14 protein-coding genes and 1 other RNA gene are annotated in these 15,181 nt (G+C 76.3%); 1 reads left to right on the top strand and 14 read right to left on the bottom strand.

Translation table 11 applies throughout. The features are described from left to right. Positions 1 to 5 precede the first annotated feature (5 nt). The 14 genes from FBY24_RS09395 to FBY24_RS09330 all read right to left on the bottom strand — a co-directional run bounded on the left by FBY24_RS09395 (position 6) and on the right by FBY24_RS09330 (position 14,550). Positions 6 to 581: a DUF5063 domain-containing protein gene (locus tag FBY24_RS09395; protein WP_140457757.1), complete on the bottom strand. Its 576-nt coding sequence runs from the start codon at positions 579 to 581 to the stop codon at positions 6 to 8. A gap of 47 nt (positions 582 to 628) precedes the next feature. Continuing rightward, the gene (recR, locus tag FBY24_RS09390; RefSeq protein ID WP_142160054.1) at positions 629 to 1,228 is read right to left on the bottom strand and encodes a recombination mediator RecR; all 600 of its coding nucleotides are present in this window, start codon (positions 1,226 to 1,228) and stop codon (positions 629 to 631) included. A 95-nt stretch (positions 1,229 to 1,323) separates the two neighbouring features. Further along, on the bottom strand, positions 1,324 to 3,807 hold the full coding sequence (locus FBY24_RS09385; RefSeq protein WP_142160052.1) for a DNA polymerase III subunit gamma and tau: 2,484 nt from the start codon (positions 3,805 to 3,807) through the stop codon (positions 1,324 to 1,326). Positions 3,808 to 3,910: 103 nt separating this feature from the next. Next, positions 3,911 to 5,599 carry a hypothetical protein gene (locus tag FBY24_RS09380; protein ID WP_142160050.1) on the bottom strand — a complete coding sequence of 563 codons (1,689 nt, stop codon included), beginning with the start codon at positions 5,597 to 5,599 and terminating at the stop codon, positions 3,911 to 3,913. Between the two features lie 128 nt (positions 5,600 to 5,727). Next, an RNA gene (gene ffs, locus FBY24_RS09375) (signal recognition particle sRNA small type) lies at positions 5,728 to 5,824 on the bottom strand. A 33-nt stretch (positions 5,825 to 5,857) separates the two neighbouring features. After that, positions 5,858 to 7,129 (bottom strand): MFS transporter, encoded by a 1,272-nt coding sequence (locus FBY24_RS09370; protein WP_142160048.1) that lies wholly within the window; start codon positions 7,127 to 7,129, stop codon positions 5,858 to 5,860. Then, positions 7,126 to 8,466, bottom strand: a complete 1,341-nt coding sequence (locus tag FBY24_RS09365; protein ID WP_142160046.1) for an NtaA/DmoA family FMN-dependent monooxygenase — start codon at positions 8,464 to 8,466, stop codon at positions 7,126 to 7,128. The genes FBY24_RS09370 and FBY24_RS09365 overlap by 4 nt, the downstream gene beginning before the upstream one ends. Next, a complete protein-coding gene (locus FBY24_RS09360) occupies positions 8,463 to 9,146 on the bottom strand; it encodes a cysteine hydrolase family protein (RefSeq protein ID WP_142160044.1) in 684 nt (227 codons plus the stop codon). Before FBY24_RS09360 ends, FBY24_RS09365 begins: the two co-directional genes overlap by 4 nt. Further along, entirely contained in the window at positions 9,143 to 10,252 is a 1,110-nt protein-coding gene (locus FBY24_RS09355; protein WP_142160042.1) for an LLM class flavin-dependent oxidoreductase, read from the bottom strand. The genes FBY24_RS09360 and FBY24_RS09355 overlap by 4 nt, the downstream gene beginning before the upstream one ends. A gap of 45 nt (positions 10,253 to 10,297) precedes the next feature. Further along, on the bottom strand, positions 10,298 to 11,461 hold the full coding sequence (locus FBY24_RS09350) for an ABC transporter substrate-binding protein (RefSeq protein WP_142160040.1): 1,164 nt from the start codon (positions 11,459 to 11,461) through the stop codon (positions 10,298 to 10,300). 114 nt (positions 11,462 to 11,575) lie between these two features. Further along, the gene (locus FBY24_RS09345) at positions 11,576 to 12,505 is read right to left on the bottom strand and encodes an ABC transporter permease (RefSeq protein ID WP_142160038.1); all 930 of its coding nucleotides are present in this window, start codon (positions 12,503 to 12,505) and stop codon (positions 11,576 to 11,578) included. Next, a complete protein-coding gene (locus tag FBY24_RS09340; protein ID WP_142160036.1) occupies positions 12,502 to 13,380 on the bottom strand; it encodes an ABC transporter ATP-binding protein in 879 nt (292 codons plus the stop codon). Before FBY24_RS09340 ends, FBY24_RS09345 begins: the two co-directional genes overlap by 4 nt. A 2-nt stretch (positions 13,381 to 13,382) precedes the next feature. Continuing rightward, the gene (locus FBY24_RS09335) at positions 13,383 to 13,910 is read right to left on the bottom strand and encodes a flavin reductase family protein (protein WP_142160034.1); all 528 of its coding nucleotides are present in this window, start codon (positions 13,908 to 13,910) and stop codon (positions 13,383 to 13,385) included. 88 nt (positions 13,911 to 13,998) lie between these two features. Continuing rightward, positions 13,999 to 14,550, bottom strand: a complete 552-nt coding sequence (locus tag FBY24_RS09330) for an NADPH-dependent FMN reductase (protein ID WP_142160032.1) — start codon at positions 14,548 to 14,550, stop codon at positions 13,999 to 14,001. 337 nt (positions 14,551 to 14,887) lie between these two features. Between FBY24_RS09330 and FBY24_RS09325 the strand changes: the two genes are divergently transcribed. Then, on the top strand, positions 14,888 to 15,175 hold the full coding sequence (locus tag FBY24_RS09325) for a hypothetical protein (RefSeq protein ID WP_142160030.1): 288 nt from the start codon (positions 14,888 to 14,890) through the stop codon (positions 15,173 to 15,175). The last annotated feature ends 6 nt before the right edge of the window (positions 15,176 to 15,181 follow it).

Genomic DNA, 15,181 nt, shown 5'->3' with positions numbered 1-15,181 from the left:
GCCGGTCAGGGCTGCAGGGCGTCGTACTCCGCCTCGGCGGCCACGTCGTCGTCGACGTCCAGGCGGACGTGGGCGATGATCGTCTGCAGGGCGCGCAGGGTGCTGGCCGCGCGCTCGCCCCAGTCGGACAGGTAGCTGAACTGCCACCACCACAGGGCCTCGAGGACGTTGCCGCGGTCGTGGTGCGCGAGCCCCTGGGTGAGGGCCCCGACGATCGCGACGAGGTCGCCGGAGATGGTCGACTCCTCGACCTCCGGGCCGAGGATCGGGTCGATGACCTCGACGTACTCGTCGATGCCCTCGAACAGGTTCGCCAGGTTCACGCGCAGCGGCTCCAGGTCCGCGTCGGGGCCCACATCGGGCTCGAAGCGCGAGGGCGGCACCACGTCCGTCGTCGCGCCGAGCCGCGCGCCCGCCGCCAGCAGGTCCGAGACCGCGAGCAGCAGCAGCGGCATCGACGCCTCCGGCGCGGAGCCCGCCGCCACCTCGGTCACCGTCGTCAGGAAGCCGCGCGACTCCGCGGCGACCGCCTCGGCGATCTCCCGCACGTCCGCCTCGACCACCGGTCGTCCGTCGCTCATCGGTGTCCTCCCCCTCGTCGTGGGTGCCGGCGCCGTCGCCGCACCCGTCAGGCGCTGATGCGGCGGCGTCCCTCGAACGCCCGCCCGAGCGTGACCTCGTCCGCGTACTCCAGGTCGCCGCCCACGGGCAGGCCCGACGCGAGCCGGCTGACCGTCAGACCCATGGGCACGAGCATCCGGGCCAGGTACGTGGCCGTGGCCTCGCCCTCGACGTTCGGGTCGGTCGCGAGGATCACCTCGGTGACCGTGCCGTCCGCGAGGCGCTGCATGAGCAGCGCGATCCGCAGGTCGTCGGGACCGACGCCCGCGATCGGGTTGATGGCGCCGCCGAGCACGTGGTACCGACCACGGAACTCCCGGGTCCGCTCGATCGCGACGACGTCCTTGGCCTCCTCCACGACGCACAGCACCGTCGGGGTGCGGCGGGGATCGCGGCAGATGCGGCACTGCGGCTCCTGCGCGACGTTGCCGCACACCTCGCAGAACCGCACCCGGGCCTTGACCTCGGTCAGCGCGTCCGCCAGGCGCCGCACGTCCGCGGGGTCCGCGGCGAGCACGTGGAACGCGATGCGCTGGGCGCTCTTGGGGCCGACCCCGGGCAGCCGCCCGAGCTCGTCGACCAGGTCCTGGATCGCGCCTTCGTACACCCCGCCAGCGTAGTCGCCGCCCGGGCGCCCGCCGTCCGGCAGGCCGACCGTACCCGGTGCCCGGTCAGGCCCGCGGGCACCCGCGTGGCAGCCGGTCAGGCGCCGTCGACGATCTCCTCGACGACCCGCCCCCCGAGCGCCTGCACGACCAGGGGCACACCGATGAGGCCGGACGACGAGATCAGCGGGTCGTCCGGGCTGGGCTCGTCCGGCTCGGACGGCACCGCGGGACGCTGCTGGGCGGCACGGGCGGCCGCGGCCATGCCGCGCTCGCGGGCCGTCGTGGGCGCGGCACCCGTCGACCCTGCTCCGGCGGCCGGTGCGGTCGCCGGAGCAGGCCGGTCGGCCGGTCGGGCGGTGCGCGCGGGTGCCTGGTGCCGCGGGGACGGAGCGGTGGACCAGGGGTCCTCGGGCTCGTCGCCCGGGGGGATGTCGTCGTCCGGCGCGGCCACCGGCACGGGGCCCGGGTCGGCGGTGGGCGCGGCGACCGGCGCCTGCGCGGTCGACCGTCCGGACGCACCGGTCGGCGCCGCGGCACCCGACGGGCCGTCCTCGGGCGCGGCGCCGTCCGGCTCCGGGGCACGGGGACCGGGCGCGGACGTGGGGGGAGCGGGCTCCGCCGCGTCGGAGGTGGCGCCCCGCGGACTCGGCGGGGCGGTGTCCCCCGCTCCGGCGGGCAGGTCCCAGGACGCGGCGGCGCGCTCGGGCGTGATCGTCGCGGGCACGTCGGGCACGGCCGCCGTCCCCGCCTGCTCGCGCGCCGGGGCGGCCGGGCCCGCGAGGACCGCCTCGACGCGGGCCTGCACGCCGAGGGTCTCGTGCAGCGCGCGGGCCACGACCTCGCCGTGACCGCTGTTGCGGAACGTGGAGACCAGACCGGGCTGGGCGAACCCGAGGCGCAGCGTCGTCGCGTCGAGCTCGAGGATCTGCGCGTGCTGGTTGACCAGCGCCCACGACGGCAGGCGCAGGCGCCGCACGGTGGTGAGCACCTCGGGCCAGCGGCGGCGCAGCATCTCGGTGTCCGCGGCCGCAGCCCCCGCACCGCCCGACGGGGGCGCGGGGGCGACCGGGGGCGCGACGGGCGCCGGCTCGGGCTGCGGGTCCGCCGCGCGGGGTGCCTCGGCGGCGGGCCGCTCGGGGCGCGTCGCGGGGACGGGCGCAGGCGTGCCGGGCTCGGGCGTCACGGCGGCCGCCGGGGCTGCGGTCGGCGGGTCCGCCGGGACCTCGGGCCGGGGCGCCTCGGCGGTGCGGGCCGGTCCTGCGGTCGCGACGGGTGCCGGGGCGGTGCGCGCGGGGGCGACGGGCTCGGGGCGTGCGACCGTCGGCTCGGGCCGGGCGCCGGACGGTGCGTCGTGGTCGACGGACGGCACGGCGGCGGTCACCGGCGCCGCGGACGCCACCGGCACCGCGACCGCACCGCCGGCGAGCCCGCGCTCGAGCCGGTCGACGCGCGCGCCGAGCCCGGTGCGGGAGTCGTCGACGGCGGGCAGGAGCAGGCGGGCCATGAGCAGCTCGAGGTGCAGGCGGGGCGACGTGGCCCCGACCATCTCGGTCAGCGCCGCGTTGGCCAGGTCGGCCGAGCGCGACAGCTCCGACGCGCCGAGGTGGGTGGCCTGGGCGCGCATGCGCTCGAGCTGGTCCGGGGGCAGGTCCCGCAGCACCGCACCGGCGGCCTCGCCGGAGGCGGCGATGACGATGAGGTCGCGCAGCCGCTCCAGCAGGTCCTCGACGAAGCGGCGCGGCTCGTGGCCGGTGGTGATGACGCGCTCCACGACCCGGAACGCGGCGCCGCCGTCGCGGGCGGACACCGCGTCGACGAGGTCGTCGAGCAGCGAGGTGTGCGTGTAGCCCAGCAGCGCGACGGCACCCTCGTAGTCGAGGCCGTCCGGGCCCGCGCCGGCGATGAGCTGGTCGAGCACGGAGAGCGTGTCGCGCACGGACCCCGACCCGGCGCGCACCACCAGCGACAGGACGCCGGAGCCGACCTGCACGCCCTCGGTCGCGCAGAGCTCCTCGAGGTACGGCAGCAGCACGTCCGGCGGCACGAGCCGGAACGGGTAGTGGTGGGTGCGCGAGCGGATCGTGCCGATGACCTTGTCGGGCTCCGTCGTCGCGAAGACGAACTTCACGTGCGGCGGCGGCTCCTCGACGATCTTGAGCAGCGCGTTGAACCCCTGCGGCGAGACCATGTGCGCCTCGTCGAGGATGAAGACCTTGTACCGGTCGCGCGCGGGCGCGAACGTGGCCCGCTCGCGCAGCTCGCGTGCGTCGTCCACACCGCCGTGGCTCGCGGCGTCGATCTCGACGACGTCGAGGCTGCCCGGGCCGCCGCGCGCCAGCTCGACGCACGACGCGCACTCCCCGCACGGGGTGTCGGTCGGACCCTGCGCGCAGTTGAGGCAGCGCGCCAGGATGCGCGCGCTCGTCGTCTTGCCGCAGCCGCGCGGGCCGCTGAACAGGTACGCGTGGTTGGACTGCCCGGACCGCAGCGCCTGGCGCAGCGGCGCGGTGACGTGGTCCTGGCCGATGACCTCGGCGAAGGACTCGGGTCGGTAGCGCCGGTACAGGGCAGTCGTCACGCTCCGCACCCTACGTGCCCCCACCGACCCGCGGCACCGGCCGTCCCCCGGCACGCGGCGGCCCGCACCGCGTCGTGCGGTGCGGGCCGTGGTCCCGGTCGCGTCAGCGGGTGGGCGGCATGATCTGCGTGGCCGAGCCGTCGTCGTCGGTGGTCACGGGGATCCGCTCGGTCGCGGGCCCCGGGTCGGTCACGCGGCGCGCCCGGACCGTGCGCGGTGCGGTGCGCCGCGCCTTGGCCGCGGGGGTGTCGAACGGGATGACCGGTGCCGGGTCGGGCACCGCGTGCAGGGCCGGCTCGAAGTCCGGGCCCACCGCGCGCTTGCGGGCCGAGGAGGACGCCGACCGCGGCTTGGGGCTGGTGCGCGCCGCACCGCGCGGTGCGGTCTGCCGGGGCATCCGCTGCGTCGGCGCCGGGTCTGCCGTGACGGCCGCCGCCGGTGCGGGGTCGGCGGGCAGCGGCTGCGTGGGCCGCTCACCGAGCACGCGGGTCTCGGCCGCGGTCTCCGCGCCCGGGGTCTCCGCGCCCGGGGTCTCCGCGTCCACGACCTCCGCCTCCGCGGGCACGGCACCGACGGGCTCGGGCTCGACGGCGACCACCGTCACCGGCTCGCCCGCAGGCGCACCAGATGCCTCGGGTGCGGTCGGCGTCACGGCGTCGCGGTCGTCCGCACGCAGCTCGTCGTCGGCGTCGCCCACCACGGCAGCCGTCGCGACGACGGGCGCAGCGACGACGGGCGCAGCGGTGACCGGCTCAGCACTGACCGGCTCAGCGGTGACCGGCTCAGCGGTAGCGGGCTCAGCGGTGACGGACGCCTCGGGAGCCGTCTCGTCCGCCTGCTGCTCGGCGGTGCCGTCGGACGAGACCGCACCGGACGTGACTGCGCCGGGCTCGTCGGCGGCGGGCTCTGCCGGCGCGGGGGCCGGGGCGTGCTCGGCGGCACCGGCGGGCGTCGGGTCGGCCGCGGGGACGACCGTGAGCGTGGGCGGCGCAGTCGGAGCCTCGCTCGTCGCACCGGTGCGACGCGCGCGGGCGCTGGACCAGGTCGGCCAGCCGGAGGCCGGTTCGTCCTGCTCGGTGACGCGGGCCTGCTCCGCGACGGGCGACGGGGGCGCGGTCGGGACGGCGACAGCGGGGGCCGCGGCGGGCACGGCGGCAGCGACCGGCGCAGCGGGCGTGGGCACGGCAGCGACGGGCGCGGCGGCGACGGGAGTGGGCGCGTCGGTCGCCCGGGTGCCCGTGGGCGTCGCCCCGGCGTCCGGGGCGGGCGAGGTCTCACCGGCGGCGCGGTCCGAGGCGGCCTCGGGGCGCGTGCCGTCCTGCGGGGCGGTCGGGTCCGCGGGCGGCTCGGGCAGCGTGGTGCCGGCGACCCAGAGGACGACGGCCAGCACGAGGGCGTAGGCGCCGGCGAGCACGAGCAGCACGCCGACCCCGGCGCGCGCGGGACCGGTGAGGGTGAGGCCGAGGACCACGCCGAGCGTGGTCGTCACGACCGTGGTCGCGGCGGCGGTCGTGACCATGAGCCGCATGGGGCGCCGGTCGGGGGCGTGCTTGACGACGCGCGCGCCCGCGACGGCGAGCGAGGTGAGCAGCACGCAGGCCGCGGCGACGACGAGCCAGGCGCCGGCGGCCTGCACGACGAGGGTCACGAGGGCGGCGAACACGGTCGCGAGCGGCGGCAGGGCCAGCGCGAGGAGCACCACGACGACCAGGGGCTGCTGCCAGGTCGTCAGGCCACGGAAGACGGACGACGTGGGTGGGGTGGCGGGCCGGGGAGCGGGGGTGTCGACCATGCGCCGAAAGGCTACGCACGTGTGTCCGGTTCGTCCGCCGGAGCACCGTTCTGCCGCCCGGCTCTCACACGACGCTCACACTCTGCGCCCGATCCGGCGCCGCGGGCCGCGACGACGGGCTCCGGGCAAGCAAGGACCCCCCGCACACCCGCCAGAGCTCGCCTGCCCTTGCTGCCTTCCGGCCCTGGGGGAGTTCAGCGAGATGACGCCGCACGAGGGGTCTGGCACCACCTTAACCCAGGCGAGAGCCGTGCCGGGTCACCCGAGCGGGGAGCGCCGGACCACGGGGCGGACCAGGAGGGCCGTCGCCGCCGTGGCCGCGACGACGACGGCGGCCAGGGCGACGGCGGCGACCGTGGGGCCGGCGTGGTCGAGCAGCGCACCCAGCCCCAGCGGGCCGACCACCGCCCCGGCGTCGCCGACGGTGCGGAACACGCCCGTCGCGCGTCCCTGCCGCTCGGGCGCGACGCGCTCGGCCAGCACCACCCCGGGCACGATGCCGGCGGTGCTCACGCAGGTGCCGGCGACGACGACGAGCGCGGCGAACGCGGCCGGGGAGCCGACCAGCGGGTACGCCACCATCGCGGCGGCACCGACCAGCGCGGCCGGCACGAGCACCCGCCGCCGCCAGCCCGCGTCGAGGGCCCGGGCGACCAGCGGCGTCAGGGCGAGCGAGACGATCGTGACGACGGCCATCGCGACCCCGAGGCCGCGGGCGTCGAGCCCGGCGTCGCGCGCGAGCAGCGGCGCGAGCGTCTGCTCCCCGCCGAACCGTGCGACGAACACCGCGGCGCCCGCGACGTTCGCCCCCACGACGGCGGCGAGCGCCGCACGGCTGAGCGCGGACCGGGCCACCCCCGCACCGGTGCCGGTTCCGACGCCGCCCGGCACCGGGACCGTCCGCTGCACGCGCCCCCAGAAGGCCCGGTCGTGCCGCACGACCACGACGACGGTGCAGACCAGCACGGGCAGTGCCGCGGCCACGAAGACGCCGGGCACCCCGCCCACGCCCAGGGCCGCGCTGCCGAGCACGGGCCCGACGGCCGCACCGGTCAGCTGCGCGGCCTGCGCGGTCGCCATCACCCGCCCGCGGGCGTCGCCGGGCGCCCGGGCCGCGAGCAGGGCCAGGCCGACGGTGACGACCGTGCCGCCGAGCGCACCGGCGAGCACCCGCAGCACGAGCAGCGACGCGAGGTCGTCGGCGAGGGCGGTGGCGGCGGTCACGACCACCAGCCCGGCCCCGCCGCCGAGCAGCAGGGCGCGCGCCCCGACCCGGTCGGCCAGCAGGCCCGCGGGCACGTTCGTCAGCAGCCGGCCGACGCCGAACGCCGCCACGACGACCCCCAGCAGCGACGCGCTCAGCCCGTACGCGGCACCGACCTCCGGCAGGGCCGGCACCAGCGCACCCCACGTGACCTGGGCGGTCGCCACGAGGCAGCACACGAGGACGACCTGCTCGCGCATCCACGGCGGCAGGTGACGGGTGCGGGAGGGCGCACCCGCCACCCGGTCCGGGGCGGCCGTCGTCACCGCCCGAGCAGGTTCTCGCGCAGGGTCGCGCCCGCGTACCCGTCGCGCACCAGCCCCCGGCGGCGCAGCTCGGGCATGAGCAGCCCGACCACGTCGTGCAGCGAGCCCGGCATGGTCGACGGGTTGCAGATCATGAACCCGCCGCGCCGCCCCGTGGCCTCGAACTGCGCCTCGAGGTCGTCGGCGACCTGGCCGGGCGTGCCGGCGACGGTCTGCTCGTACCCGGTGGCCCAGCGCCAGCCCTCGTCGAAGAACTCGTCGCGGGTCATCGTCGCGTCGTCGCCGCGCAGGGCGATGAGCCGCTGCACGAACCCCGCCTGCGTGGCCTGCGCGGCCGCGATCGCGTCGGCGACCTCGGCGAGCGCGAACGACGACGGCAGCGTCGAGAAGTCGAACCCGGAGTTGTACGACAGGTACGCCCCGACGGCGTCGAGCGGCAGCATCTGCGCCATGCGGTCCTTGCGGGACTTCGCCTCGTCCTCGGACTCGGCGACGATCGCCTGGATCGCCCACAGGATGCCGACGTCGGCGGGGTCGCGGCCGGCGGCGACGAGCGCCGCGTCCAGGCGCTCGCGGTGCGAGACCTGGGAGGGCAGGTGCCCGCCCATGCCGAAGACGACGTCGGCGAAGGCCGCGGACGCGGCGATCCCGCGCGGGGAGGCGCCGGCCTGCACGAGCACGGGCCGCCCCTGCGGGCTGGGCACCGACGGCAGGGGGCCGGCGACCTTGAAGTAGGTCCCGTCGTGGTCGACGCGGTGCACCTTGGCGGGGTCGGCGAACCGGCCGGTGACGCGGTCGCGGACGATCGCGTCGGGCTCGACGGAGTCCCACAGGGCCTGGCAGACCTCGACGAACTCCTCCATGCGCGCGTACCGGCCGTCGTGGTCGGGCAGCCCGTCGAGGCCGTAGTTGGCGGCGTCGGTGACACGGCCGGACGCGACGACGTTGAACGCGACGCGCCCGCCGGTGACGTGGTCGAGGGAGTTGAGCAGCCGCGCCACGTAGAACGGGTGCATGTACGTCGAGGAGTAGGTCAGCCCGAAGCCGATGTGCCGGGTGGCCTGCGCCATCGCGGCGATGAACGGGCTCATGTCCTGCCGGGGCCACTGGATGCCGTACTCGATCGCGGCGTCCATGGAGCCCTGCCAGGTGTCGGGCACGCCGACGCCGTCGCCGAAGAACAGCATGTCGACGCCGCCGCGCTCGGCGGCCAGGGCGAGCTCGACGAAGGCGCCGAGGTCGGGGTAGTCGGCGCCGACCCACGAGCCGGGGGCGGCCCAGCGGCCCTCGGTGTGCGTGAACGACAGGTCGAACGCGATCCGCATCTGCCCGCTCATGCCGGCACCGCCTCGGCCCGGCGCGCCGCGGTGAACGCGTCCGCGAGCGCGTCGGTCGTCGCCACGAGGGCGGCGCTCTCGGCGAGCGCGCGCAGGGTCGTGGTGTGCACGGCCGCGTCGTAGGCGGCGGTGGCGTCGGACGCGACGACGGTGCGGAAGCCGCGCTGGAACCCGTCCCAGACGGTGGTGCCGACGCAGCACTCAGTGGTCAGCCCGGCGGCGACGAACCAGGTGGTGCCGGCGGCGCGCAGCTCGTCCTCCAGGGTGGTGCCGACGAAGCCGGAGTACCGGGTCTTGCGGACGACGGTCTCGTCGGGGGCGGGCTCGACGCCGTACCACCGGGCGCCGGCGGTGCCGGCGACGCAGGGCTCGTCGGCTCCGGGCCAGGGGGCGTCGGCGGGGACGCCGCGCAGCCACAGCGACGTGCTCCAGGGCGCGGCGGGGTCCTGCTCGAGGGCGACCCAGACGACGGGCACGCCGTGCTCGCGGGCGACGTCGACGAGGTGCGCGGTGGCGGCGACGGCCGCGGCGACGGTCCCGAGCGCGGCGGCGTCCAGCCAGGGCAGGTGGGCGGGGTCGGCGAACGACCGCTGGACGTCGATCACGACGAGCGCGCCCTCGGCCAGCGGACCGGGCAGGGGGCGGACGCTGCCGTCGAGGAGGACGAGGTCGGTGCTCATGCGCCCACCGCCGCACCGGCGCGGGCCCGCAGGGCGGGCATGACGGCCTCGCCGAAGACGGGCAGGTCGGCGTGGTAGTCGGGGAAGATCACCATGAGGCCGTCGACGCCGGTCTCCTCGACGAGCTCGGTGATGCGCTCGGTGACGGTCTCGGGCGAGCCGTCGACGACCGCGGTCTGGAAGGCCTCGTCCTCGGGGTTCTCGGCCGTCATGGACAGGGCGCGGTCGAGGGGCAGGCCCCAGGACGTCTTCATGTTGACGATGGCCTCGACGTCGGCGCCGCGCCCGTACTCCTTGCGGCGGGCCTGGGCCTTGGCGTCGGTCTCGTCGAGCACGACCGTGAGCATCGAGTACGTCTTGATGCTGCGGCCCAGCGCGGCGGCCCGGGCCTTGACGTCGTCGGACGCGGCGCGCAGGCCGGGCAGGTCGTCGGCGGTGAGGAACGACCCGTCGCAGTGCCGGGCCTGCAGGTCCAGGCCGGCGGGCGAGCGACCGGCGGAGATGAGGGTGGGCCGCACGGCCGGGTGGGGGCGGGACTGGCAGTCGGTGAGGTGGACGAACTCGCCGTCCATCGTCACGGAGTCCTCGGTCCACAGCCGCTCGAGGGCGGTGACCCACTCCTCGGTGTACCGGTAGCGGGCGGCGTGGTCGCGGGCGGTGTCCCACTCCCCCATCTGCGCGAACTCGTCGGCGTAGGCCCCGACGACGATGTTCATGCCGGCCCGGCCGCCGCTGATGTCCTGCAGGGTCGTGTACATCTTCGCCGCGACGGCGGGGTTGAACAGGTTGGTGTGGATCGTCGCCCAGATCTTCACGCGCTCGGTGGCCTCGGCGAGGCCCGACATCATGGTGATCGACTCCAGGGTGCGGCCCCAGTGGTCGGTGCTGCCGCCGTAGCCGCGGAACTTGCCCATCGACATCACGAAGTCGAAGCCGTGGGCCTCGGCGAGCACCGCGGCGGTCCTGTTGTAGTCGTACGTGGCCTGCGGGTGGGGCGCGGTCTCGGACATGATCCAGCCGCCGTTGCCGATGGGCAGGAAGATGCCGTACTCGGTGGCTGCGGTGGTCGCGGGTGCGGTGGTGGGTGCGGTCGTGGTCTGCGTCATGGGGTCACCTCGGGGTCGTGGGGCGGGTGCGGGCGGGGCGGGGCGTCACTCGCCGGGCCACACCAGCTCGGTGCCGTCGTAGACCGCCTCGAGGAACGAGGCGTCGAAGGCGTCCTCGACGGCGGGCACGTCGCCCAGCTCGCCGGAGTCGACGAGGGTCTGCGCCTCGGCCTCCGTCGCGGCCGCGTCGAGGTACCCGAGCGGCTCGCCGTCGGGGGTGGACGACAGGGCGAGCTCGGCCTCGGTGGCCCAGATCTTCGCGTTGTGCTCGGCGTCGTACCCGGACTCGGCGAGCTCGGCGGCATAGCCGACGCACTCCTCGCCGTTCTCCACGCAGTGGTCGAACGCGTGGATCACGGCCCGCAGGTAGTCGGTGACGGCCTGCGGGTGCTCGGCGGCGAAGGCCGGGTTCACGGCGAGGGCGCCGAAGGAGCCGACGACGTCGACGTCCTCCGGGTTCCACACGGTGACGTCCTCGCCCATGGCCTCGAGCGTCAGGGGCTCGTTGGACTTGTAGCCGGTGAGGGCCTGGACCTGCCCGCGCGGCAGGACGCTGGGGTCGTAGCCGACCTCGACGAGCTCGATCGCGTCGACGTCGACGCCCTCGGCGACGAGCATCGCGCGCAGCGGGGCCGGCAGGGAGCCCTTGTGGCCGAGGGTCTGGCCCTCGAGCTGCGTGAGGTCGGTGATCTCCGGGCCGGTCATGAGGGTCGCGATCGGCACGTGCGCCCAGGTGAGGACGCCGGTGATGTCGACGCCGCCGGCGACGGCCTTGAGCACCTCGGCCTCGTTGCCCAGCGACGTGACCTGCGCGGTGCCGGCGGCGACGAGCTGGGCGTTGGCGGCGGTGTCGCCGGAGCCGGGCTGGATCTCGACGTCGAGGCACAGGGCGTCGAAGTAGCCGAGGGCGTCGGCGGCGACGGCCTCGAGGATGCCCGCCGACGACTGGTACTGGTACCCGGTGATGTAGGTGATCGTGCCGGCGGCCTCGTTGGCGGCGCACCGCTCGGCGGAGATCTCGCTGGCGCCCGCGGCGGCGGTCTCCTCGGTCTCGGCCTCGGCGGACGAGCAGGCGGCGAGCGCGAGGACGGCGGCCAGGCCGGCGGCGACGGGGCCGACGCGGCGGGCGGCGCGGCGGCCGGCCCGTCCCACGGGTGCCGTGCGGGTCGGGGCGGTGCGGGTCGGGGCGGTGGCGGTGCTGGGGTGCATGACGGCTCCAGGGGTGCGGGGAGGAGGGAGCGGACGGGGTGCGGCGTGGGCGTGCGGGCAGGCGGCAGCGGTCGGACGGGCCGACGGTGGGTGGGGCGGGGAGCGGCGGTGGTGTCAGGTGCGGGGGCGCTGCTGGGACTCGTGCCAGAACAGCAGGCGCCGCTCGAGCAGCGCGATCACCGCGAGCATCAGCACCCCGAGCAGGGCCAGGCAGGTCACGGCCGCGTACATCTGCGGCAGCTGGGAGTTCGCGGCGGACGTCTTGATCATCGTGCCGAGGCCCGACGACGAGCCGGCGGCGACGAACTCCGCGACGACGGCGCCCACCACGGACAGCGGCAGCGTGACCCGCAGTGCGGCGAGCGTGTACGGCATGGCGCTGGGCACCCGCAGGCGGGCCAGCACCTCCAGGCGCGACGCCCGCAGGGTGCGGAACACGTCGAGCACGGGCAGCGGCACGGACCGCAGCCCGGTGCTGACGTTCGCCAGCACGGGGAAGAACGTGATGATCGCGGTGACGATGATCTTCGGCGCCAGCCCGAACCCGAACGCGACGACCAGCCCGGGGGCGAGCGCGACGACCGGCGTCACGTTGAGCACGCTCGCCAGCGGCATGATCGCCCGGCGCAGCAGCGCGGACTCGCTGACCAGCACGGCCAGCACGAACGCGGCGACGAACCCGTAGAGCAGGCCGAGCAGCGCGATCTGCAGCGTCGCCCACGCGTTGGTGACGAACAGCAGCGGGTCGTCGACGAGCGCGGTGCCGACCTCGCGCAGGTCCGGCAGCACGTACGGGTTGCCGGCGGCGACGAGCTGCCACGCGGCACCGACGACGGCGACGGCCACGAGGGTCGGCAGCCAGACGGCGGGGCGGACGGCGGCGGGCAGGCGGCGCGGCACGGCGACCCGGGCGGGTGCGGGCGTGCCGCGCACGAGCAGCGGTCCGGGGGCGGCGGTCTCGACGACCATCTGGCCACCTCTTCTCGGTCGGTCGGGGCGGGTGCGGGGCTCGGCGCCCGTGGGGCGGGCCGGGGTGAGCGTCATGCGGGCACCAGGTCCGCGGGCTTGGCGCCGTGCTCCCAGGCGTCCTGCAGGGAGTCGCGCACGCGGTCCTCGACCTCGTGCAGGTGCGCGTCGGCGAGCACGTCGCGGTCGCGCGGGCGGGGCAGGTCGACGTCGATCACCTCGTGGATGCGCCCCGGCCGGGCGGACATGACCACGACCTGGTCGGACAGCGTCACGGCCTCGCGCACCGAGTGCGTGACGAACAGGACCGTGGTCTGCATGCGCTGCCACAGGCTCAGCAGGTGCAGGCGCATCGCCTCACGGGTGAACTCGTCGAGCGCGGAGAACGGCTCGTCCATCAGCAGCACGTCCGGCTCGAGGCCGAACGCCCGGGCGATCGCGACGCGCTGCTGCATGCCGCCCGACAGGTGCCCGGGGTGCGCGTCGGCCTTGTCGGCCAGGCCCACCAGGTCGAGCAGCTCCGCCGTGGACACCCCGCCCTCGGTGCGCGCCGGGCCGCCCATGCCGTACCGGGCGGCCCGGCGCCGCTCGGCCCCGCGGTTGACGCGGCCCGGCAGCTCGACGTTGCGCGCCACGGTCAGCCACGGCAGCAGCGCGGGCGTCTGCGGCACCAGGCCCACGGCCTTGTACCCGCAGGCCTCCTGCGGGGTCGCGCCGAAGATGCTCAGCTCGCCGCCGTCGTACGGCTCGAGGCCCGCCACCGCCCGCAGCAGCGTGGACTTCCCGCACCCGCTGGGGCCGATGAGGGAGACGAACGTGCCGCGCGGGACGACGAGGTCGACGTCGTCGAGGACACGCTGCTGCGCGCCCGGGTACGTCTTGTGCAGGCCGCGGACCACGATGTGGTCGGGGTCGGTGACGACGTGCTCGGGCAGCGGGGCGGTGGCGGCCATGCTCACTCCTCGGTGGGCAGCAGCCGGCGGAACCGCCGGCCCTGGTAGGTCAGCGGGGTGCGGTCGCCCTGGGCCACCGCGGTGACCTCGACCAGGATCATCGTGTGGTCGCCGGCGGTGGTGCGCTCGTGCACCCGCCCCTCGAGCGTGAGGGTCGCGCCCTCGAGCACGGGGGCGCCGGTGGCACCGGCGTGGAACGTCGCGGCGGCGAACTTGTCGGCGCCGCGGGTGGCGAACACGGTCGACAGGTGGGCCTGGTCGTCGGCGAGCACGTTGACGGCCACGCAGTCGGTGGCCCAGAACGCGTCGTGGCACTCGGCGGTGTCGGCCAGGCACACCAGCACCAGCGGCGGGTCCATCGACACCGACGTGACGGAGTTGGCGGTGAAGCCGTGGCGGTGGCCGTCGACGGCCGTGGTGATCACGCAGACGGACGTGACCATGGCGGACAGGCCGTCGCGGAACGCACGCGGCTGCTCGGTGAGGGTGGTGGTCCGGCGGACGGCCGGCGCGGGCTGCAGCAGGGTCATGGGAGGTCTCCGGGGTGCACGAGGGTGCACGGGGTCGCGGTCACGACGTCGGGGTCGGTGACCGGGGGTCGGACGGAAGAGATGGGCGCTACAGCGCCGCGAGGGCCGGGGCGGCGAGGGCGGCGTGCACGGGCCACGCGTGCGCGTCGGCCCAGGCGACCACCGGGTCCTCGTCGGTGCGCAACGCGGGCAGCCGCTGCTCCTGCAGGTACAGGCCCGCGGCCGGGCACACGGCACCGAGCTCGACGAGCACGGGGCGCAGCGTCGTCTCCACGGCGTGCCCGTGCGCAGGGCTGGCCCCGACCATCACGGCCTGGGCGACGACGCCGGCCAGGCCGCCGGGCCCGTACCGGTCGAGGAACGCCTTGAGCAGCCCGGTCGCGGCGCCCTTGTAGACGGGGCTGGCGACGACCAGCAGCCGCGCGGCGGCCACGCGGGCCGTGGCGGCCGTGACGTCGGCGTCGTCCGGGTCGAGCACGGCCGGGCCGAACGCGGCCAGGTCCACCAGGACGGGCGTCGCACCGGGGTCGAGCACCTCGGCGACGCGCAGCGCGGCGGTCGCGGTGCGCGACCCGGGGCGCGGGTTGCCGACCAGGACGACCACGTCGTCGGCGGCGGTGGGTGGGTACGGCAGGCCCATGGGCCCTCCCTTCTCTCCGCAGCCCGGACGTCGGACCACGGATCGCACGGAGAGCGGGCGGAAGCTGCATGGTCGACGGCCCGCGGGGATCGTTGACGAGGACGACGCTACCCACGCCGTGTTACGCCGGTCCCCCCGCTCCCGTTACGGCCGCGGGTCCGATCTGGACACCTGTGTGACAACGCGGTGAACGCGCACCAGGTCCGAAGGTCCCGGTGGGCGTGCACGGGACGCACCGGGAGCGCCCCTGCTCCGAGGGACCGCTGCGGGGTCGGGTCCCAGGGCCCGCGCGCGACGTCGCCTATCGTCGGATCCGGACAAACCGGACGGACGCAGGGTGCAGGACGAGGTGCAGAACAGGTACCGCGACGAGCTCGGGGCGGCGCTCCCGGCGGAGAGGTTCCGTGCGGAGGTGACGGCCGGCATGCTCCGGACCGTGCAGGACGCCCTCGCGCAGGGCGCGTGGGTGAGCACCACGGCCGACCGTTTCGCCGCGGTGTGCGCGGAGCAGGGCCGGATCCTGGCCGGCGTGGCCGACGCCGCGTACGAGGAGCTGACCGACCGGTACGCGCGCGAGCCGGTGACGGTGCCCGTGACCGACCGGCGCGCCCGGTTCCAGGGCTGAGGGCGA

This window comes from Cellulomonas sp. SLBN-39, from assembly GCF_006715865.1.
GTDB lineage: Bacteria > Actinomycetota > Actinomycetes > Actinomycetales > Cellulomonadaceae > Cellulomonas.
Note: the sequence above shows the minus strand (reverse complement) of the source record. Positions and strands in the feature narration are given on the sequence as shown.